The sequence below is a fragment of the Pseudoalteromonas thalassia genome, from assembly GCF_049257215.1.
Classification (GTDB): Bacteria; Pseudomonadota; Gammaproteobacteria; order Enterobacterales; family Alteromonadaceae; genus Pseudoalteromonas; species Pseudoalteromonas lipolytica_C.
Window position 1 is genome coordinate 70162 of record NZ_JBMMUE010000001.1, and the last position, 21337, is coordinate 91498.

At 42.1% G+C, this 21337-nt stretch carries 20 protein-coding genes and 2 pseudogenes; 12 read left to right on the forward strand and 10 right to left on the reverse strand.

Annotated elements, in window-relative coordinates; genetic code table 11:
• Positions 1 to 6 precede the first annotated feature (6 nt).
• Positions 7 to 1047: a GGDEF domain-containing protein gene (locus AAEU31_RS00335; RefSeq protein ID WP_421966118.1), complete on the forward strand. Its 1041-nt coding sequence runs from the start codon at positions 7 to 9 to the stop codon at positions 1045 to 1047.
• A 40-nt stretch (positions 1048 to 1087) separates the two neighbouring features.
• On the opposite strand, the gene AAEU31_RS00340 is transcribed toward AAEU31_RS00335, so the two are convergent.
• Entirely contained in the window at positions 1088 to 1285 is a 198-nt protein-coding gene (locus AAEU31_RS00340) for a CsbD family protein (RefSeq protein WP_135926245.1), read from the reverse strand.
• A gap of 248 nt (positions 1286 to 1533) precedes the next feature.
• Between AAEU31_RS00340 and hrpB the strand changes: the two genes are divergently transcribed.
• Positions 1534 to 3954 carry an ATP-dependent helicase HrpB gene (gene hrpB / locus AAEU31_RS00345; RefSeq protein WP_421966119.1) on the forward strand — a complete coding sequence of 807 codons (2421 nt, stop codon included), beginning with the start codon at positions 1534 to 1536 and terminating at the stop codon, positions 3952 to 3954.
• A 150-nt stretch (positions 3955 to 4104) separates the two neighbouring features.
• Complete coding sequence (locus AAEU31_RS00350; protein WP_421966120.1) at positions 4105 to 4542, forward strand: membrane-bound O-acyltransferase family protein; 438 nt, start codon at positions 4105 to 4107, stop codon at positions 4540 to 4542.
• Positions 4543 to 4549: 7 nt separating this feature from the next.
• On the opposite strand, the gene AAEU31_RS00355 is transcribed toward AAEU31_RS00350, so the two are convergent.
• Positions 4550 to 5638: an alkene reductase gene (locus AAEU31_RS00355; RefSeq protein WP_421966121.1), complete on the reverse strand. Its 1089-nt coding sequence runs from the start codon at positions 5636 to 5638 to the stop codon at positions 4550 to 4552.
• 98 nt (positions 5639 to 5736) lie between these two features.
• Positions 5737 to 6114: pseudogene (locus AAEU31_RS00360) on the reverse strand (LysR substrate-binding domain-containing protein); the annotation flags it as partial.
• On the opposite strand from AAEU31_RS00360, the pseudogene AAEU31_RS00365 reads away from it, so the two are divergent.
• The 7 genes and pseudogenes from AAEU31_RS00365 to AAEU31_RS00395 all read left to right on the forward strand — a co-directional run.
• Positions 6113 to 6568: pseudogene (locus AAEU31_RS00365) on the forward strand (MFS transporter); the annotation flags it as partial. The pseudogenes AAEU31_RS00360 and AAEU31_RS00365 overlap by 2 nt on opposite strands.
• Positions 6569 to 6657: 89 nt before the next feature.
• Positions 6658 to 7125 (forward strand): nuclear transport factor 2 family protein, encoded by a 468-nt coding sequence (locus AAEU31_RS00370; protein ID WP_421966122.1) that lies wholly within the window; start codon positions 6658 to 6660, stop codon positions 7123 to 7125.
• 281 nt (positions 7126 to 7406) lie between these two features.
• Positions 7407 to 7997: a transcriptional regulator BetI gene (betI, locus tag AAEU31_RS00375; protein ID WP_199527253.1), complete on the forward strand. Its 591-nt coding sequence runs from the start codon at positions 7407 to 7409 to the stop codon at positions 7995 to 7997.
• A gap of 1 nt (position 7998) precedes the next feature.
• A complete protein-coding gene (gene betB / locus AAEU31_RS00380) occupies positions 7999 to 9462 on the forward strand; it encodes a betaine-aldehyde dehydrogenase (protein WP_421966123.1) in 1464 nt (487 codons plus the stop codon).
• On the forward strand, positions 9462 to 11132 hold the full coding sequence (gene betA / locus AAEU31_RS00385; RefSeq protein ID WP_421966124.1) for a choline dehydrogenase: 1671 nt from the start codon (positions 9462 to 9464) through the stop codon (positions 11130 to 11132). Before betB ends, betA begins: the two co-directional genes overlap by 1 nt.
• A gap of 129 nt (positions 11133 to 11261) precedes the next feature.
• Positions 11262 to 12479, forward strand: coding sequence for a BCCT family transporter (locus AAEU31_RS00390; RefSeq protein WP_421966125.1), 1218 nt, complete (start codon positions 11262 to 11264; stop codon positions 12477 to 12479).
• Positions 12480 to 12490: 11 nt separating this feature from the next.
• On the forward strand, positions 12491 to 13198 hold the full coding sequence (locus AAEU31_RS00395; protein WP_421966126.1) for a TorF family putative porin: 708 nt from the start codon (positions 12491 to 12493) through the stop codon (positions 13196 to 13198).
• Between the two features lie 65 nt (positions 13199 to 13263).
• Here AAEU31_RS00395 and AAEU31_RS00400 read toward each other — a convergent pair whose 3' ends face one another.
• From AAEU31_RS00400 to AAEU31_RS00410, 3 genes are read right to left on the reverse strand one after another with little or no spacing between them, the layout of a single operon-like run.
• The gene (locus AAEU31_RS00400; protein WP_054562273.1) at positions 13264 to 13479 is read right to left on the reverse strand and encodes a hypothetical protein; all 216 of its coding nucleotides are present in this window, start codon (positions 13477 to 13479) and stop codon (positions 13264 to 13266) included.
• A gap of 49 nt (positions 13480 to 13528) precedes the next feature.
• Entirely contained in the window at positions 13529 to 14419 is an 891-nt protein-coding gene (locus tag AAEU31_RS00405; RefSeq protein ID WP_421966127.1) for a dienelactone hydrolase family protein, read from the reverse strand.
• Positions 14420 to 14467: 48 nt separating this feature from the next.
• Positions 14468 to 15619, reverse strand: coding sequence for a hypothetical protein (locus AAEU31_RS00410; protein WP_421966128.1), 1152 nt, complete (start codon positions 15617 to 15619; stop codon positions 14468 to 14470).
• Positions 15620 to 15746: 127 nt separating this feature from the next.
• Here AAEU31_RS00410 and AAEU31_RS00415 point away from each other — a divergent pair, with 127 nt between their 5' ends.
• Together AAEU31_RS00415 and AAEU31_RS00420 are read left to right on the forward strand one after the other, a co-directional pair.
• Positions 15747 to 16211 (forward strand): MarR family winged helix-turn-helix transcriptional regulator, encoded by a 465-nt coding sequence (locus AAEU31_RS00415; protein WP_421966129.1) that lies wholly within the window; start codon positions 15747 to 15749, stop codon positions 16209 to 16211.
• An 86-nt stretch (positions 16212 to 16297) separates the two neighbouring features.
• Positions 16298 to 17047 (forward strand): RIO1 family regulatory kinase/ATPase domain-containing protein, encoded by a 750-nt coding sequence (locus AAEU31_RS00420; RefSeq protein WP_421966130.1) that lies wholly within the window; start codon positions 16298 to 16300, stop codon positions 17045 to 17047.
• 32 nt (positions 17048 to 17079) lie between these two features.
• Here AAEU31_RS00420 and AAEU31_RS00425 read toward each other — a convergent pair whose 3' ends face one another.
• The 4 genes from AAEU31_RS00425 to AAEU31_RS00440 form a co-directional block, all read right to left on the reverse strand.
• Positions 17080 to 18492, reverse strand: coding sequence for a family 43 glycosylhydrolase (locus AAEU31_RS00425; RefSeq protein ID WP_421966131.1), 1413 nt, complete (start codon positions 18490 to 18492; stop codon positions 17080 to 17082).
• Between the two features lie 254 nt (positions 18493 to 18746).
• On the reverse strand, positions 18747 to 19217 hold the full coding sequence (locus AAEU31_RS00430; RefSeq protein ID WP_281546630.1) for a PA2404 family protein: 471 nt from the start codon (positions 19215 to 19217) through the stop codon (positions 18747 to 18749).
• The gene (locus AAEU31_RS00435; RefSeq protein ID WP_421966303.1) at positions 19217 to 20368 is read right to left on the reverse strand and encodes a PepSY-associated TM helix domain-containing protein; all 1152 of its coding nucleotides are present in this window, start codon (positions 20366 to 20368) and stop codon (positions 19217 to 19219) included. The genes AAEU31_RS00430 and AAEU31_RS00435 overlap by 1 nt, the downstream gene beginning before the upstream one ends.
• A 101-nt stretch (positions 20369 to 20469) precedes the next feature.
• The gene (locus AAEU31_RS00440; protein WP_421966132.1) at positions 20470 to 21309 is read right to left on the reverse strand and encodes a mechanosensitive ion channel family protein; all 840 of its coding nucleotides are present in this window, start codon (positions 21307 to 21309) and stop codon (positions 20470 to 20472) included.
• Positions 21310 to 21337 lie beyond the last annotated feature (28 nt).

Below are 21337 nucleotides of genomic sequence, written 5' to 3' on the forward strand. Positions count from 1 at the left end.
GAAATTGTGATTGATACTGTGAATGCAAGCGAGAGAGATAAAGCGCGATTCTTACGCGTATTTGCATTTATTGGTGCAGTGACCTCTTTGTTGATGTCGGTCACAAGTTATCAAGATGGCTACATCGCGTTAAGTTATTTATTAATTGTTGGCGTTGTAATTTTTGCTTTGCCTTTTTTAATAAAGGGGCGTGATCAATTTATCTCAGTACTCATGCTGTACGCACTTTATGCAATGATGTGCTTCTTAACTGTCTCGGGTGGCAGTAATGGCACAGGACCGTTATGGCTATTTATTGTATCTCCCGTGACCTTTTTTATTCGTGGCTTAAAGCGCGGAGCGTTCGATCTTATCCTGCTTGCCATTATTATCTCAGTGCTTTTCTATTTTACCGATCAATTTGGTTATTACAGTTATTCGAGTCATTACTTTCCAACGCGGGTCATGCTGTGCTTCTCTATTTTATGTATTTTGGGTGGCTTCTACGAATATTACCGCAACAAATACAGTTTAGAGTTAATGAAGCAACTTAAAATTAATCAAAAGCTTGCTCGCTATGATGCAATGACTGAACTTGTAAATCGTCGCTTTGCAACTGAGTGCTTACAAGATAAACGCTTTGGCGAAGGGGCTGTGTTCTTGCTGATGGATGTTGATAACTTTAAACAAATTAACGACACCTATGGTCATCAAGTAGGCGATGAGGTGCTAATATTTTTCGCTGATGTATTTAATAAAGTGTGCACAGAAGAAGATGTCATTTCCCGTTGGGGCGGCGAAGAGTTTTTAATTGTTATTCCTGCGGGGAATGAACAACGGGCCTACCAACTTGCAGACAACATTCATAAAAAGCTCGCTGAAAAGCCATTCACTAGTGGTCAGCATCGTTTTCATGTCACCTTAAGTATTGGCTTATACCAACGCGTGCCAGATGAGAGTGTTGATCATTGCTTAAACATTGCTGATAAGCGACTTTACCGTGCTAAATCGCAAGGTAAAAATCAAACGGTTGCTGAAGCTGATTTAGCAAAGCACGAGCCAGCTTGATAAATAAAGCCGCAATTAGCGGCTTTATTTATTGCTCAAATTAATGGCTTTTTTCAAAGTCGCTGACTTCACGCTCAGCTTCTTCTTTCGATTTACCGTATTTTTGCTGGATTTTACCAACAAGCTCTTTACGGCTACCCTCAATCACATCTAAATCACCATCAGTAAGTTCGCCCCATTTACGTTGCGCTTTACCTTTAAGTTCTTTCCAATTACCTTCTAAACGATCGCTGTTCATCATAATCTCCTTACTTTGTTAAACATTCGTGTTAATAAGAGCAATCGTTATGCCACTCCAGTCTTGTAAGTAAGCAATTGATATTATTGATTTTTAATTTTTTTGTGTTAGGTGGTGGAGTTATCTAATTGCAATTTGTACCTGTTTAAAGGTTGAAGCGTGTAATTATTTCATGCAATTTAAGGCTACTCATCCCTGCCTGTAATTTTTTGATACAATGCGCGAAAAGAAAGTAAGAGATACCTAACGTGCTGCCAGTTGAAGATATTTATCAATCCCTGTTAACAACATTACAGAGTAACCCTATGGCCTTATTGCAAGCGCCACCGGGAGCGGGTAAATCAACATGGCTACCTCTTACCTTAATGCGCGAAGGGCACTTTAAACGCATTGTTATGTTGGAGCCAAGACGACTCGCCGCACGCAATATTGCTCAGTACTTGGCAAGTCAGCAAAATGAAAAAGTTGGCGACAGTGTCGGCTTACGTATTCGTGGCGAATCAAAAGTTAGTTCTGCAACTAAGCTTGAAATTGTCACCGAAGGCATGCTGACGCGTATGTTGCAAAATGATCCAGAGCTTAGTGATGTTGATTTACTTATATTTGATGAATTTCATGAGCGCTCAATTGCTGCTGATACGGCTTTGGCATTTGCCCTTGAAACACAAGCAGCACTTCGCGATGATTTAAAAATCTTACTGATGTCGGCAACCTTAGACGGCGAGCGTTACAGTGAGTTCTTTAGCTGTCCTATCATCTCATCACAAGGGCGAAGCTACCCCATTGATGAAGTGTATATTCCACTTAAAGACGAAAGCCGCTGGCTAGATGAAATACCTGCAGTAATTAAACAGGCGCTTAGTGAGCAAACGGGCAGTGCTTTAGTATTCTTACCAGGGCAGCGTGAAATCATCCGGGTTCAGCAGTCTCTAAACGATTTAGGTGATAATGTTGAGATATTTAGCTTGTATGGTGAGCAAAATAAAAATGAGCAACAAGCTGCTATTGCGCCTGCTAAAAATGGCAAACGTAAAGTGGTATTAACCACCAATGTGGCTGAAACCAGTTTGACCATTGAAGGAATACGTATTGTGGTTGATAGCGGTAAACGTCGTGCTGCCAGTTTTAATTTAAAAACGGGTGTGACAGAGCTTGTTACGCAAAGTATCTCTCGTTCTTCAGCCATACAGCGCGCTGGTCGTGCTGGGCGCATTGAGCCGGGGGTTGTGTATCGGTTAGGCTCTAAGCAAACCTTTGAGCGCCGTAATAGCCATGATGCGCCAGAAATTCTTACCAGTGATATTAGTCAGTTGTTATTAGAGGCAAAGCAGTGGGGGGCATCACTTGCTGAGCTTAGCTTGCTCGACCCACCAAGTAGCCAGCAGGTTAAACAGGCAACGGCACTTTTGAAAATGCTCGAAGCCATTGATGAAAATGAAAAGCTTACTTCGCTTGGCAGCCAAATGCTGAGCTATGGAGCCGATATTCGCCTCTCGCATATGCTCATTAAGGCAAAGCAACTAGAGCAGCGCATGCCTGGTATTTATGTATTAGCGGGGTATTTAACGGCGCTACTTGAAAGCCGAATTAGTATGCCAGCTGATCTTAATTTGGCATTGCATAGCCAGCACAGCAAACCTCACCCAGTATTTAAGCAGCAATTAAATTATTGGCTATCACGCTTGCAACTCAAGCCGGTTAATGAGCTTAAAACAGAGTACTTGTCGCTGCTGGTGGCGCTTGCTTTTCCTGACCGTCTAGCAAAAAAGCGCGGTAATGGTTATTTACTTGCCAATGGTGCAGGCGCCGATTTAAGCGAGGAGTTTTGGCATAACGATGATTATATTGCCATTGCGCATATGGGCGGCCACAAGGGAAACCGTGTTTTTGCTGCTGTTGCCTTTATGCCAAGTGAGCTTGAAGATGAGCTTTCGCATTTATTTACTGAGCAAACTCGCTGCGAATACGATGAAAAAGCAGGGCGTTTTATCCATCAAGATGAGCTTAAACTCGGTGCTATCACTGTAGCGAGTCAGCCAAGTAAACAGCCACTAGATAAAAACGAGCGTACTAAAGCGTGGTTAAACTTATTTAGTAAACATGGCTTTTCGCTATTTAATGATCAGCCTGACAGTGAGCAGTTACTTATTCGAATGAGCTTGGCAAGTAAGCTGTTACCAGAATCATTCCCACTTTTAAATCATGATGAATTCATTTCCGATAACCAATGGCTTGCACCTTATTTGGATGATATTAAAAACCTTGAGCAATTAAAAAAGTTCAATTACAGCGAAGCGATCAAAAGCTGTTTTGATTGGCAGCAGCAAAGCCTATTGAATGAACACCTGCCCTTGCGATTAACTGTGCCAAGTGGTTCAAATGTAAAAGTGACCTATCAGCTCGATGGCCCAGCAAAGCTCAGTGTGCGCATGCAAGAAGTGTATGGCATGACCAGCACGCCTTTGCTGGCCCAAGGTAAACTGCCATTATTAATGGAGCTATTATCACCAGCGCGGCGACCGCTGCAGCTAACCCAAGACTTAGCTAACTTTTGGCAAACGAGTTACCGCGATGTGCAAAAAGAAATGAAAGGGCGTTACCCAAAACATTTTTGGCCAGACAACCCTGCCACCAGCCAAGCGACTAATAAAGTAAAAAGTAAGATGTGACTTTAATGAAGCTGAGTGCTTAGCTCAGCTTCATCACCTGTCTTAGATCTGCACGCTTCATAAACCGTTACAATTTCAAGCCTTGTTTTGGTTTCTCTTTTGTTGGTTGTTTAGTAGTCTGAATTAGTCATTAGTAAAAAAGAGAAAGCCGTGTCTGCAGCTATTACCCTTGCTCAATATGTTAAAAAACGCACAGGCGTGCCCCTTGGTCATAAAGATTCGCTGCGCAATATGCTGACACGTTCGCTGGGTGCTAGCTCGTTTTATCTATTTTGGCGATATTGGAATCCGGTGTGGAGCTATTATCTATCTCGTTATGTGATGAAGCCTTGCAATGACATTATGCCGGTTTGGTGTGCTGTTGTTGTGACCTTTGCTGTAAGCGGTGCGCTGCACGATTTAGCGGTGAGTTTAGTGAAGTTAAAGCCAATATTCTTTTTTGCTCCTTGGTTTACTGTGATGGGCGTGTTGGTATTAGTAAGCAAGTACAGCCAATTGCAGTTTAGTTCTGCTCCGTGGTGGTTAAGAGCGCTCGCCAACATCAGCTTTATTGTGCTGGGCTATTGGTTGACGAGCCACCTTTTTTAGCGCGTTTTTACGTTGCTAAAGGGTAGTCTGTGTAGCCTTTAGCACCGCCTCCAAATAAGGTATCTGGATCATGCTGCGCAAGCTCAATACCTTGTTCAATACGAGCTGGTAAATCTGGGTTAGCAACAAACGGACGACCAAAGCCAATTAAATCAGCCCAGCCTGCGGCTAATGCTTGCTCTGCTTTATCGCCAGTGTACTTGCCCGCATAAATCATTAATCCGGCATAGTTTTCACGTAGCGCTTGCTTAAAACTTTGCTCCATTAAAGGTGCATCATCCCAATCAGCTTCGGCAATGTGTAGGTAAGCAACGTTAAGGTCATTGAGTACTTTTGCTGCGCCAATATAGGTTTCAAACGGGTTATCATCAACCGTCCCATTGAGTGTTGTGAGTGGTGCAAGGCGCACGCCTACACGCTCAGCGCCAATTTCATCACTTACCGCTTTTGTCACTTGTTGTAAAAAGCGTAAGCGGTTTTCTAAACTGCCGCCATATTCATCGGTGCGTTGGTTCGACTCTGAATCAATAAATTGATTAATTAAGTAACCATTAGCAGCGTGAAGTTCAATACCATCAAACCCTGCATCAACTGCATTACGGGCAGCTTGTCGGTATTCGTTTATAACCTGTTTGATATCGTCATGGCTCATTGCGCGTGGCTGAGCTGTGGCAACAAAGTCGGGTTTGTCATCTTCATCAATAAAAACTTTAACGCCCTTGGCTGCAATAGCTGATGGCGCAATTGGTTGCTCGCCACCTGTGTTACTTGGGTGAGATACGCGGCCAACATGCCAAAGCTGAGCAAACATAATGCCACCAGCTTGATGAACTTTGTCGGTTACTTTTTTCCAGCCAGCAATTTGCTCGGCAGTGTAAATACCTGGTGTCCAAGCATAGCCCTTACCTAGGGCTGATATTTGTGTGCCTTCGCTAATGATTAAGCCGGCGCTGGCTCGCTGGGCATAGTAGTCGGCCATTAACTCATTGGCAATATCACCCGGTTGTGATGAGCGAGAGCGAGTCATCGGTGGCATGACAATGCGGTTTTTTAATGTATGACCGGCAAGTTGTACGGTTTCGAATAATTTGTTCATTACGGCTCCTTGAAAGCGAATATGCTTTCAGCATAACGAAAATTATTTATGAAATTAATGCCACTAATCACAAAACACTTTTGTTAAAAACGTAAAAACTACAGTGTTAATCTTGGTGCAATAAAGTCTAAAAACGCCAATACCCGGGATGACACTCCGCTGTTTTGATAATACACCGCATGTACTTTTTCGCGGCGATTAGGGCTCAGTACTTCGCCTTCGAGCACTTTTACTAAACGGCCTGCTTTTAAATCTTCGTGGATCATAAATTCCGACAACAAGGTAATGCCATGACCTTGAATACAAAGCTGACGCACAGTTTCACCACTTGATGCACTGATTGAAAATTTCAGGTCTAAAGGCGTGGTTAGCGGCCAGTGGTTTAAATGCGGCGCATCGGTAAAACCAATAAGCTGGTGCGAGGCTAAGTCGGTTAGCTCATTTAATGGTGGTGCCGCTTTTAAATAATCAGGGCTGGTTTATGGGGTATCGGTTGCTGTTGGTAATATTTACGGCGGTAAATTAGCCGATAAAAAAGGCCCCATTAGTGCGCTGACTATTATCTTTAGTGCTTTGAGTATTGTGCTGTTGGTGCTGACCTTTACCATGCAATCTAAAGTCGCTGCGGTACTGACCATACTTGTATGGGGGGCATTTGCGTTTGGTAATGTGCCTGGGCTGCAAGTTTATGTGGTTAAACTTGCCGAAAAGTTTACACCCAATGCCGTCGATGTGGCCTCTGGGTTAAACATTGCTGCGTTTAATATCGGTATTGCGCTGGGCTCAGTGTTAGGTGGCATTGTCGTGGAAAACTACTCATTGCAAGACACAGCTTGGATTGGTGCTATCATCAGTTTAGCGGCGCTAATTGCAACACGATACAGCGGTTATTTAGATAAACGTGAGATCATAAAGCCACAAACAGCTTAAAACTAAATTGTTGATAGTTCGGTGCTTTGTCGTTATTTTAGGTTCGTAGTTTGATTATTAGTCAATAACTAAAACCACAAGGAATAACGATGAAGCACCTTTATTTTCTAGCTATTTGTTTGCTAAGCACATTTAGCAGCCAAGCAAAGCAAGCTAATCCAGAGCTCACAGCATTAGCACAGCAGTACTTTAATACCATGGTTGCAACACAAGCACCTAATGCGACTAAAAAAGAGTTAGAAGCTTTTTTAGCTTTATTAACTGACGATGTAGCAAATCAACACTTACCTTATCAAAACGATGATTCAAGAGAACCAGATGGTAAAGCCATGATGCGTAAAGGCATGACTTTTTACCTTGGTGCGCACACTGAATACCAAGCAAATTTACTCGATACCTTTATTTTTAATGATTCTGCCATTGCCTTACGTTATACCCATCATGCTAAAGGCATACACCCACAAAACCAGCAAGAAATTGAATACACGCAAACCATTATGGATGTGCTCGAAATAGAAGATGGCAAAATAGCGGTTATTCGTAAATACCACGAATGAACTTTGCTTTAACACGAGCGTTTAATAAGCGCTTTTTTATTAAAAATACCCCCGCAATAAATTTTCTATTTTTTCCGCATTTCAGCCTAAATTAATACTTTTTAGGCTTTATTTTGAATAAATTTAAAACTTTTTTATATATCGAATAATAAACGTAAGAACAGTGGGTTAGCTTAATTTACGAGTGTAGCTTTGCGGCTGTTTACAATTTGTCAACCTTGAATTGCCATGCTGATTACCTTAACCTTTATTTTAATTGAACGTTCAATCAATAAAAAATTATGCCGAAAGTTGGAATGGAACCTGTTCGTCGTCAGCAGTTAATTGACGCCACAATAGAGTCGGTTGCAGAGCTTGGTTTGCAAGGCACCACCATAAATAGCATTAGTAAAAAGGCAGGCTTATCGTCTGGCATTATCAGTCATTATTTTGGTGGCAAGCAGGGCTTAATTGAAGCCACTGTGCGTTATTTATTGACGAGTTTAAAGCAAGCTCTGATGAATCAAGTAACGCCGCATACTAGCCCAGAGCAACGATTAATGTTTATCGTTGAAGCAAACTTTTCGCGCATTCAGCAGCAAAGCAATAACACCAAAACTTGGTTGAGCTTTTGGGCGCATTCAATGCACGACGCCCAGTTGCATCGCTTACAAAACGTAAATAGTAAACGTTTATTTAGTAATTTATTAAGCTCATTCAAACAGTTAATGAGCGATAGCGATGCCAACTTAGCTGCTGAGTTAAGTGCAGCCATGATCGATGGTTTATGGCTAAGAGCCGTATTAAGTAAGTCAGACCATGATCAATTCGAACATTGTGAGCAATTAGTAAAAGACTACATTCGTTCACTGATAAAACAGTATGGAGCCTAAAATGACCACACCTGTTTACGAAAATTTTATAAATGGCCACTTTTTGAAAAATCAAACTGGCGATACTTTTGCAGTAAAGAACCCTGCAACGGATGAAGTAATTTATCACGTTGAAATCGCCGATGAGTTTATTCAAAACGCGGCAATCGAAAGCGCAAAACAAGGCTTTGCAGCATGGTCTGCAATGACGCCAATTGAGCGTAGCCGCATTTTATTAAAAGCCGTTGCAATCTTACGCGAACGTAACGATGAACTGGCAAAAGTTGAAGTACTTGATACGGGTAAGCCATGGCAAGAAGCTGAGTGTGTTGATGTTGAAACTGGCGCCGATGTAATTGAGTATTTTGCTGGTCTTGCGCCTGCACAAGTGGGTCAGCAACAAATGGTTGGCAATGACTTTTACTACACACGTAAAGAGCCTCTAGGTATTTGTGCCGGTATTGGTGCATGGAACTACCCTCTGCAAATTGCTTGTTGGAAATCAGGCCCGGCACTGGCTGCGGGTAATGCGGTTATTTTCAAACCTTCAGAAGAAACACCACTTGGCGCAATTAAACTTGCAGAGATTTTCATCGAAGCGGGTGTACCTGCTGGCGTATTCAACGTTGTGCAAGGCGCTGCTGAAGTAGGGCAATGGTTAACAGCAAACCCAAATATTGAAAAAGTGTCGTTCACTGGTGAAGTGGGCACAGGCAAAAAAGTAATGGCAAGCGCTGCTGGTTCACTTAAAGATGTGACCATGGAGCTTGGCGGTAAGTCGCCGTTACTAGTATTTGATGATGCCGATGTATCACAAGCTGTTAGTGCGGCAATGCTAGGTAATTTTTATACGCAAGGCGAAATCTGCACTAACTGTACGCGCATTTATGTGCACAAAAATGTTTATCAGCAGTTTATTGATGAGCTGAAAACACGTACTGAGCAAAATATTATTGCTGGCGACCCAATGGATCCTGAGGTGAATTTAGGGGCGCTTATCTCTAAAAAGCATCAAGAGCTTGTACTTGGCTATATCGATAAAGGTATTCAAGAAGGCGCAACCTTGCTAACCGGCGGTAAGGCGCTGTCACCTGCATCTGCACCTAATGGCTACTTTGTGGAGCCGACCGTTTTTGTCGACTGTAAAGACGACATGACCATAGTTAAAGAAGAGATCTTTGGCCCAGTAATGAGTGTGTTGGTGTTTGATGATGAAGATGACGTTATTCAGCGTGCAAACGATACGCACCTAGGCTTAGCCGCAGGCGTGTTCACTAAAGATATTCAGCGCGCACACCGCGTGATCCATCAATTACAAGCCGGTATTTGTTGGATAAACAGCTATGGTAATTCACCTGCTGAAATGCCTGTAGGTGGTTACAAGCAATCAGGTGTCGGCCGTGAAAACGGTATCGAAACTTTAGATCACTATACCCAAACTAAATCGATTTATGTGGGTATGAGCAATATAGAGAGTCCATTTTAATGAGTACACAGAACTATGATTACATCATAGTCGGTGCTGGCTCAGCAGGCTGCGTGTTGGCAAACCGACTATCAGCAGACCCTTCTAATAAGGTGTTATTACTTGAAACGGGTGGTAGCGATAAAAGCATTTTTATAAAGATGCCTACTGCGCTATCGATCCCGATGAATACTGACAAATATGCATGGCAATTTCATACCGAGCCAGAGCCGTATTTAGATAACCGTCAAATGCACTGCCCACGCGGTAAAGTGTTAGGAGGCTCATCATCTATTAACGGCATGGTGTATGTACGTGGTCATGCCAAAGATTTTGATGAGTGGCAGCAACATGGTGCTAATGGCTGGGATTACCAAGCTTGTTTACCGTATTTTAAACGTGCTGAATCATTCTATTTAGGTGGTAACAACTACCGTGGCGATAACGGCCCATTAGGGGTTAATAACGGTAATGAAATGGCTAACCCGCTTTATAAAGCCTTTATCAAAGCGGGCCAACAAGCAGGTTATGCGCAGACTGATGACTACAATGCAGCCCAGCAAGAAGGCTTTGGGCCAATGCATATGACAGTTAAAGACGGTGTAAGAAGCTCAGCCAGCCGTGAGTATTTAGACCCAGTTAAGTCACGTAAAAACCTAACGCTAATCACCGGTGCCTTAGCTGAAAAAGTATTGCTAGAAGGCAAAAAAGCCGTTGGTGTTGAGTTTTCAGTATCTGGCTCTAAGCAGCAAGCATTTGCAGCTAAAGACGTTATTTTAAGTGCGGGTCCAATTGGGTCACCGCATATTCTGCAACTATCAGGTATTGGTGATAAAGACATCCTAAGCGAAGCGGGTGTTGAGGTTAAACATCACTTACCAGGTGTTGGCCAAAACTTACAAGATCACTTGGAGTTTTATTTCCAATATAAGTGTAAGCAACCTATTACTTTAAACGGCAAGTTAGGTCTTGTTTCAAAAGGACTAATTGGTGCTCGTTGGTTATTAAACCGCTCAGGTTTAGGGGCAACGAATCACTTTGAATCATGTGCATTTATTCGTTCAAAACCGGGCGTTGAATGGCCAGATATTCAGTATCACTTTTTACCAGCTGCAATTCGTTACGACGGTAAAAGTGCCTTTGATGGTCATGGTTTCCAAGTTCATGTTGGGCATAACAAACCAAAAAGCCGTGGTGCGGTGACAATTAAGTCGGCGGATCCACAGGTTGCGCCTAAGATCCAATTTAACTACTTACAGCATAAAGATGACATTGAAGGCTTTAGAGCTTGCGTACGTCTAACTCGTGAGATTATTGAACAGCGTGCGTTTGATGAGTACCGCGATGATGAAATTCAACCAGGTAAAGATGTTCAAAGCGATGAAGAAATCGATGCTTTTGTTCGTCAAGCGGTTGAGAGTGCTTACCATCCGTCATGTTCGTGCAAGATGGGTGAAGACGAGATGGCCGTGGTTAACTCGCAAACTCAAGTACACGGTATCGAAGGTTTACGGGTGGTGGATTCGTCTATCTTCCCAACCGTTCCAAACGGTAATTTAAATGCGCCAACCATTATGGTGGCAGAAAAAGCGGCTGACCACATTTTAGGTAAGCCTTTGTTATCGGCATCAACTGCAGATGTTGCTATGGAAAAACAATGGCAATCAACGCAGCGTAGTTCGGAGATCTAATAAGGCCACCCGCAGTTTCGACTGTGGGGCTTGCAGTGGCGCGCATCATGAGTTGTTTGTGGTGCGTTAATGCGAGGAATAAAACTGGAGAAACAATGAAGTATTATTACTTATTTTGGGGGGGTAACTATGACCTTTTGGCTTAGTGCTGGCATCATTTTTACCCTGTTAGCAATTGTAGTTATTTTATTTAAATGGGGTACGGTAAGGTGTGTTGGCGTCACACCGGTTAGAACGTTTACGTTCATTGCAATTTTATTTACATCAGGCCTAGATGTTGGCTTGATTATGTTTCCACTGACAGAGTTTGCAGGTTATGCAGACATAAAAGCAAGCCCAGAGTATGCGTTTGCCAATCCACTAGCCATTGAATTTGGTTTTTGGGGCTTCTTGATCTGGGGATTTTATTTCCTTACGTGCTTTTATTTCTGTGTAATAGAACCCAAAGTAAAGTTCTTTGAAATTGCTTTGGTAAAACTAATTAATAACGTTGTTATTATTGGGACATGCGCATTTACTGCATTTTTACTGCTGTCGAATTTACCTTGGTATTTACCGTCGCTTGGTGATGGCGAGTCAATTATTCCGACATTCTACTTAATGGTGTTTGCAGCGATTTGTTTTGCTGTGTATTCGAGCACAGACATTAAGTATGTACGCTTTTTAAGTATTTCGACTACTTGGTTGTTTATCGCTTTAATCACATTTATGTGGTTCGGTGCCTTTGTTGGTTCTGATGCACAAACATCAGCATTTGTTGATAACCTTACGTTGATCGGTGGTTACTTTGGCAACATCAATGAGTTTGTATTACCACTGAATGATTACCATGCCTTCTACCTGTTTTGGTGGTTTGCTTGGAGTATCATGATTGGTCAATTTACCTCGCGCTTTGTGGGTGGCTTAAAAACTTACCAAGTGCTGGCGGCTATGTTGATTTTTCCGTCTATTCCAATCGCTATCTGGTTTAGTGTTTTGTATCAATACCATGAAGCGGGTATTGCAACAGCAGGCTTGAAAAACATCGCTATGGTGTTTGTTGGTGTGGTGTTTGTGATCAACTCACTTGATTCTTTGATCCGTTTATACACAGATAACCTAAACTTAACGGTGAAACGTTTTGGTAAGGTTAATTATATTGTCTTAAATGTGGTGGCGCTTTCGTTATTAACCCTGCTGTTTAAGTTCGACTTTTTACAGATCCAATGGGTTGGCGCGCTAGTTATTGCGTTATTTTTCGGCTGTGCTGCCTTTATTGGCTACAGCAAGTTAAAAACAGTGAAAAATATCGAAGGCTCACCAAAAGACAATAAATTAGATTACACAAAAATAGAAACAGTTAGCTAAGGGAAACCAACATGACAACAAGACAAACAGTATTAGCAGCAACGTTGCCATTGGCATTACTATCGACATCAGCCATGGCTGACTTATCTACTACGGTTACATTGGCATCAGATTACACCTTCAATGGTGTCAGCCAAACCATGAATGACCCAGCGATTCAAGGCAGCTTAGATTATGCCTTTGCAGATTCAGGTATGTATGTAGGTACGTGGGCTTCAAATGTAGATTTTGGCGATGGCACTGACATTGAATGGGATGCGTATTTTGGTAACTATGCTGAGTTAACGGATGCCCTTAGTGTTGATTATGGTATTGCTTACTACTCTTACCACGGTGAAGATTACTCAAGCGATGGCAACTACCCAGAGGTGTATTCGAAATTTGGTTATGCCAGCAGCATTGGGCAAGTAGAGCTTAACTTTTGGTATACTTGGGATTATTTTGGTACTGGCGCAGGCCATTTAATTTACATGCTAGCGCACACATTTGAAGTAGCGCCAAACCATGCAATTCGTGCCAGCTTTGATGTATCTAATTCATTAGATGGCGATAAGTTTAGCTGGGATGGCAGCGATAAGTCATATAAGCATTATCGTTTAGCGTATCAAACGAGCTATGCAGGGTTTGATATTGAAATTGCAGGTGAGAATACCAGTATTGATTCTGAGTATGCAGACGAGCGAATTGTCGCGTCTATTTCGCGTAGCTTTGATTTGTAAGCACAGCTTTAATATAAAAACGGCTAACCTAAGTTAGCCGTTTTTTTATGCCTAGAATCTGAAAGTTAAATCTCTTCGCCTTCGTGTTGCATCGCTAAATCATCAAGCTCTGCAAGAGTGTAATCAAAGCCACTGGTATCGACTTCGTAGCGTATTTTTACGCCATAACCCCCTTGGCAAAGACTCGCAGTAACTTTAGCCACTGACCAGTGCTTAAGCTTGTTTAAAAACCGATTGGCGGTTTGCTGTGAGTCAAAGCGATAACTGACTTGCGATTCCATCTTATCTTCTAGCCTAAAATTTTTTCGAGAGTGTATGAAATTGCTTTGTTTAAATCAATTGCTCATTGAAAAACGCCAATGTGCGCTGCCATGAAAGCTCTGCCTGTTTTTCATCATAACGAGAAGTAGAGTCGTTATGAAAGCCGTGATTTGCTTTTTCATACATGTGCATAGTGTAAGGCACTTGATGCGCTTTTAAATCGCTCTCGTATTCAGGCCAAGTTGCATTAACGCGGTTATCAAGCTCGGCTAAGTGCACAAGTAGTGGGGCTTTGATATTTTGTCTGAGCTCTTTAACGGCGGGAGTGCCGTAATAGGGCACGCCTGCATTAATTAGTTTGCTATCAACTGCTGCAAGGTAGTTAACCATATAACCACCAAAGCAAAAGCCTACTGCACCGAGTTTGCCGTTACTATTTGGGTGTTTTTTTATGTATTCAGCTGCGGCAATAAAGTCTTGTTGGATTTTTTCTTTATCCATAGAGCGCTGCATTGCGCGGCCTTCATCATCATTACCAGGGTAGCCACCAAGAGGGTGTAACGCATCTGGCGCAAAGGCAATAAATCCAGCTTTGGCAAGGCGGCGAGCAACATCTTTAATATAAGGGTTTAAGCCTCTGTTTTCGTGGATCACTAACACTATTGGGTGCTTACCCGTTAAGTTAGCAGGTTCGACTAAATAACCTTTACCTTCGCCGTGACCTTTAAACGAATCAAAGGTTTTATAACTGGCTTTGATATCAGGGTCATTAAAGGATACTTGCTCAGCTAATGCGTAGTTTGGTAGTAAAGCGCTACTTAGCATTGCCATTGAATAGCCAAGGGCAGCTAAGCCACCCAGCTTTTTCATAAAGGTACGGCGGTCCATCAAGCCATGGGCGTATTCATCGTACCAATCGAAAGCTTCTTGGGGAATGTGGTTATGGCGTTGCTCAGTCATACTTATATCCTTTAAAAACGAGTTAGGTTTATAACTTTAGCTGAAATATCAGCGATTAACAGCCAGTTGTTTTGTTTGCATTACTACGTCCATAAAGCGGCGCTGCCAAATGGCTTTAAAGGCTTTGTTAAATAGGTATAAAAAAATCAATGGCATTAATAACAGCTTTAAAATCAGCAGTGACAAGATATTCAAAAAGTCGATAAATAAGTCTTCGACGGCAGCTACCATATTGCTAATGCCAGAGGTAACGGTGTCTATAATTTTACTCACCTGCGACGATTGGTCTTGATTGAGTGATGCATTTAAGTTTTCTAGTTGTTCGTTTAAGGCGTCTTTGTTTTGGTTTAGCTGTTTTTGCTGGTTTAGCACCGCATTAAATTGCTCAGTTAGTTGCTGCTTTTTATCGAGTAGCGGTTTTGCTTGTTCAAGTTCAGTAAAAGTCAGTCGTTCAGACAAACTGCGGGTAGCTTGAATTGCTGCTATTTGGGTATCGAGCTCTGCCAGCTCAGCTTTGAGTTCTGTCGCTTGCTGGTGGTTTTTAATTTGCTGCTCATTCAATAGCGATAGCTTGTCGAAGATGGTTTGCTTTTTACTATCAACTTCGGCCTTTAGCTTGGCAGATAGGGCAGAGGCATTATTTGCACTGCTATTTACTGTCTCGACTTTTTCGCTCACGATTTCACTTTGCTGGTTTATTTGCTCATCTAAGAATATCTGGCTAACAAGGCCTGTTGTCAGCACCACTGCTGGCACTAAAAAACGAATTAAAATAAGGCTCGCCATAATTTTATGGCGCAAGTTAGGTAAATAGTTACGCCATTCACAAATAAAGTAAGCGACGACCGAAACAGTAAATACACCGCTAAAAATAACCCCCGAAGAAATAGTGTATAAAATGCGTTGTAAAAATAATGAGCCGATAGCGAGGCGCATGGCATCTGACATGTATTCTGCTAAGTCATTCACCGGGTCGAGTAATTGTGCAGGTTGAATACTGGCAATACCAATGCCCACTTCGGCTGATTGCAACAGCGATATAGCAGCATTAACTGTACGAGATGATGCGTACACTAGGGTTGATTGCACAAGGGCGCTGTCGATAAAGCGCATGATGAAATGGTTATAATGCTCTAGCCAACAAAGAAGTAGCAGTATTGTAAGAGATAAATACTTGATAATATGTTGTTTAGTTAGCATGACGCCCCCGACAGTTAGTAAGCTTCTTCACGCTACACTATTCATAGCCATTGAAGCAATCTAATAGGATTGAATTATTTTGCCGATTAACTGTCTATGAATTGCTATTAATCGCTTTAGAGGAAATATGAAAGAACCTGCATCAATTGGCCAGTGCTGTATTGAAGATTTAGACCCAGTGCAAGACTTAGGTCGTTTAGTCTCTTATTTGCGTTCAAACCTGGTGACTCATCTTGATGATGCTTTAGAGGATAAAGAGCTAACGTCGGCCCAATACATAGTGGTTGTGCTACTTGCGCGTGGCAAAGTAAATACCTTGGCCGAGCTTTGTGAGCACATGGTGTATGACCGTGGTGCCATGAGTCGATTACTTTCTCGTTTAGAAGATAAGGGCTTAGTTGCTAAAAAGCAGTCAGTTGAAGATCGTCGTTCAACTCTTTTATACTTGACTGAAAAAGGCCAACAGCTCTATCCAGAAATTTTACCAACCGTGAATGATATCTATCGTAAAGCACTCACAGGTTTCTCTGATTACGAGCAAAAGCAACTTGCTAGCTTGTTGTTTAGAGCAATTCATAATTTAAAAGCATAAATTTCTATAAGCGGTACGTTGTCGCTGTTAGCGCATTTTGATAATATAGTTGCCTAGGCATTTAATTTTAACAAGTCCGGGTTGTTATGTTCGAATCATCTTTGCTTGTACAGCTTCACGCTCAATTTCCAGCTCATCAATTTAACCCAGAAGGTTTGTCGGTTGTTCACACAGGCCGTTTTGCCAATGCCATTGTTTATCGTTATAAAGACGCGCAATTTGACTTAATTATTAAAGACTTTCAGCACAGCCCATGGTGGGTAAGAAAAACCATCGCGCCGCTTTTTATCAATCAAGAGTATAAGGGGCTGGCACGCTTGCAAGACGTAGATGGAGTAGTCGATAACTTTTGTCGTTTGTCATCAATTGCTATTGCTTATGATTTTATTGAAGGCACGCCACTTCGCCAGCTTGCCATGCAACAGCAGCATTTATCGGGTGAGTTCTTTAAAGAGTTTGAGCGCTTAGTAGCAAAAATGCACCGCCGCGGCGTTGTGCACCTCGATTTACGTAATTTGGGAAATGTCATTTGTTCGACAGATGGCAAGCCATACATTATTGATTTTCAGTCAGCGATTCGCTTTGCACGGTTTCCGCGCTGGTTACAGCGTTTTATGCGTGGTGCCGATATGAGTGGGGTTTATAAAGCATGGCAGAAGCTAGCCAATGATTCGTTACCGCAAACAAAGGCGGATTATTTACACGACTTTAATCATGTGCGTAAGCGTTGGATCTTTAGAGGATATCCGCTACAACGCGCTTATTTATGGTGTAGTGGGGCTGTGACTCAGATTCTTAATTCTGACTTTATCCGTAGTATTTTTGAAAGGTTTTAAAAAGCGCGTTTGCACGCGCTTAGTGGGGAGAACTAGTATTTAGGCCAACCATTAGCATCCCAGTTAAGAGTACTAATGAGAAGCTTTGGTCTGCCATTATCACCGGCATCATAGGCATGACGAACAATCACATCGGTATTTAGAATATCTTGCCCACCTGGGCCTACCCATTGATTATTACCTGCATCAAGAATGCTACCGCCACCAGATAACATATTATTGCCATTTTTATCTAGGTAAGGGCCGCGAATATCGGTAGAACGACCGTATGCAATGCGGTAGGTGCTGTTAGTGCCTTCACAACACTTACCCATTGATACAAATAAGTAGTAGTAACCTTGGCGATAGATAATCGTGGGCGCTTCAATACCACCTGAACGACTTGCCAATGAGTAAATTTGACCAAATGGTTTCATCGTTATTGGGTTGATACGTGTTAGTTTAATACCCGAGTTCCATGAGCCAAATGTTAGCCAAGGTGCACCATCTTTTGCCACCACAAGATCGGGGTCAATAGCGTTGTAATTATTGCTATTGGTGGTGTTGATCACTAAACCATCATCACGCCAATCGCCTGCAGCAACACTACTGGCTGATGCTAAACCGATAGCACTGACTCGGGAACCAAAGGTCGAAATGGCATAATAGAGCCAGCTACGATTATTGTAGCGTTTTAATTCAGGCGCCCAGACATCAATTCCATCATGATCAGGCACATAGTTCTCCCACCAAGCAAGTCCATTAGGAAAAACAGGTAAAGCATCATTCCAGTCCACACCATCACTTGAGTATTTACCATAAATTCCTGGGCCAGTTTGAAAAATCCACCAGGTGCCATTTTCATAGCCAATAGTCGGATCATGGGTGACTAAACTACCAGTCAGTGGCCAGTGATCTGCTGTGCCATTGGTTGTTGATGGATCAAAAGGGGTTGATTCAACATTGGCAAGTTTGGTTAGCTGCCATTGCTGCGCATCGCTGCCGTTGTAGCTCCACTGGCTAATATTTGCGCCATCGTTGCCATTAAATTCATATAAGTCGAGCGCTTTACCACTGTGATCATTGATGAAGCTGTAATAGCCGCTTCCTTCATCATTTATTTGCCAGTGTTGGCTGGCGAGAGCAGCATATTCGTACTGTACAACATTGCCACCATCGGCTGTTGACCACTCATATACTTCTAGGGCCTTACCGCTGTTAAGGTTAATAACTGAATAATTATTACCACCAACATTGGTAATTAACCAGCGCTGGGTGTCGTGGTTAGTGTCAGCCCACTGACTAACATTTGCACCATCATTGGTTTGCGCGCTTTCTACTTCAACAAACTTAGCACTGTACTTTGATTTAATTGTATATACGCCATTATCAAGCGCATAAGCACTGGGAAGTATCAGTATTGTTGCAAAGCTAAGCGCAGCGAGCGCTTTTTTTGAAAGTATCATAGTGTCTCCAAATCATTGTTATTGAGCTTTCCTTGTGTGTTCTGTTCCTTGGATTAGGTTTGATCTACAGCGAGTAACCCAATTAAGAGCATTGGTGTAAATGCAAACTATTTATAATACTTTATTATATTATTATCTTTGTAAAGTTTTTCGGTAATAAAATTAACAAAAATTTTACCTTTAACTATTTAGGAAGGGACTTGAGTGTTTAGCTGAGATACAAAAAAGCCACTCAGTGAGTGGCTTTTCGGATGTTATTGAGTAATAAACTGACTGGGAATATCCCATTTGAGGGTATGCAGTTGGCCTTGCCAAGTTTGTATGGTGATCCACAGTTTATCATCTGCTGAGATAGTTTTAGGGGCTATCGCGTGGGCATGCTGACCGTGATTGGTGCCATGCATTATGCCTTCTTCATCTTTTGCAAACTCTGCCAGTGGCAAAGGTGACTGACCAATATTTAAATACGCCTGACGAATATTGCTTATGTCACCTTGATTAAAAGCAATAAAGAAGTCTTTAACGTATTCGTTGTGGTGTGAGTAAGGAGCATCTTCATTTAGCGGCATTGGAGCGATTTTAAATTCGCCTGCTTGTTGCTCTTGCCAAAGAGCAGGAAACTGAGGGTTCAATGATTGATAAATAAACCAAACAGGCAAAGCCAGTACCACAGCATGCAAAATATACTTTTTACGTTGCCACCAAGTTGCTTGTAAACGAGCCATTAATTTGCCTCCTGAACGTTATTTACTGGCGCAGCTTGGCGCGCTTTTACAGGTTTATTATTTACTAATTTAGCGGCATACATCATAAAGCCCGTGATTGACATACCAGTTAAAATCAAACCAAAGATAAACCAAATAACCTTTGTCCACAGACCGCCAATATTACCGTAATGCAGTGGATCAGCGATATGCGAGAGGGTGAGTAATCCCGACATGGTTTCTGGACTTTTACTTGCTGCGATTTCGCCAGTCCAAGGATTGATTGACGTTGAGTAGGCGTAGTTATCGTAGAAAATAGTATCGCCACTGCCCATGATATTAAACATGCCACGGTTATGCTCTGGCAGCATCACATAGCTAGGTTTGAAATCTGGGTATTTTTCTTTGGTAATAGCCAGTGCCGCTTTTAAATCGGTAGGCGGTGTTTGTTTATCCGTAGGTAAAGTTGACACTGCCACCAGCGGCGCGTGCTCTTCAATGTCTATTTCGTTATGCCACATGATGGCTTGCACCAAATACCACAGGCCTGTGAGTGCCATTACTGCCATAAACCAAATTGACCAAACGCCACTTAGGGTATGTAAATCTTTTAGAAAGGTTTTTTTGCCTTGGTTAAAACGCAGTTTTGGCTGGCTAAAGGCACGCCAAAAGTTTTTATAAATCACCAAGCCTGTTACTAGAGCACCTAAAATGACAAAAGCCATGGCGCTGACGAGGTAGTAACCAACGCTGTAACCTTCTTGCCAAGGGAAGAACAGCCAGCCGTGCAGGGTACGCATAAACTCGATAAACGATATTGTTGTATTAACTGCTTGTACTTCACCTGTGTATTGATTGACGTAGGCTACCGCGTATGGCTTATCGGTATCAGTGAAAATAACCGCATTAACCAGGTAAGGCTCGTAAGTGAGCACACTCATCACATCGGCGGTCGGGTAGGCTTTTTCAACGCTATTAATAACTTCATCAACCCCCAATGCTGGTAAGTCGTTAGGATTGTTTGCACGTGCCTCACTATTGGTGAGCCAAGTGAGCTCATGGCTTATCACAGACACAGTGCCTGTGACACAAATAAAGCAAAATAGCACCCATACAGGAAGCGAAAACCAACCATGCAGTTGGAACCAAAGACGTTTACTCATGGTAAAAATAGCTCGACGTTAATTGATGATAGTAATTGTTATCATTCAAATTGTACTACAGTCTTTTAAGTAAACACAATGTCTGTCGACGAGCTGTAAAAAAGGCGCTATTAAGCGCCTTTATCATTAGTTTGATTGAGGGTAACAATTCGTTGCGGGAATGGTATTTCGATATCCGCCCCTTGAATTGCTTTAAATACATTGCGGTTGACCGCTAATTTAGTCTCAATAATTTTGGTGGTTGGCACCCAATAACGATAACTCAAGGTAACACCGCTGTCGGCAAAGCGCTCAATACCGACTTGTGCATGAGGAGCATCACTAACTAGCTCATGTTCGTCTAACACTTTTTCGATAAGCTCAATAGCGAGATCAGCATTGGCATCATAAGCGATGTCTATTTCACCTTTAACTAATGAATAGCTAAACGAGTTATGTAAAATCTCACCAACAATATGTTTGTTAGGAATGGTGATTTCGACTTTTTCTTCGTTTATTAGAATTGTGTGACCAAGCTCAATGGTTTTAACTTGCCCACTGACACCTTTTACTTCGATAGTATCACCCACAACAAAAGGCCTTGTTGCAATAATCGCAAGTCCTGCACCATAGTTTGACAGCATGCCTTGTAGCGCCAAACCAGCACCTAATGATGCGGCACCAATCGCTGCGACAAAAGGGGTTACGCTAATGCCAATTTTGCCAAGGGCAATAACCAAGAACATGATGATCAGTAATACTTTGATGACATTACTGACAAAGTTAGTCAGCGTGATATCGATATTGTGACGTTGCATTAGACCTGCAACCATATTCGACACTTTTTGCGCTATCCATAAGCCAATGAAGAGAATTAATATGGCACCTAAAATTTGCATGCTGTAGGTGACCAAATATTCCATGATCAGATTGTAGTATTTCTCGACTTGTTGTATTTCAGACTCAATCATATGTTTTCCTAACAAGGTTACTGCTAAT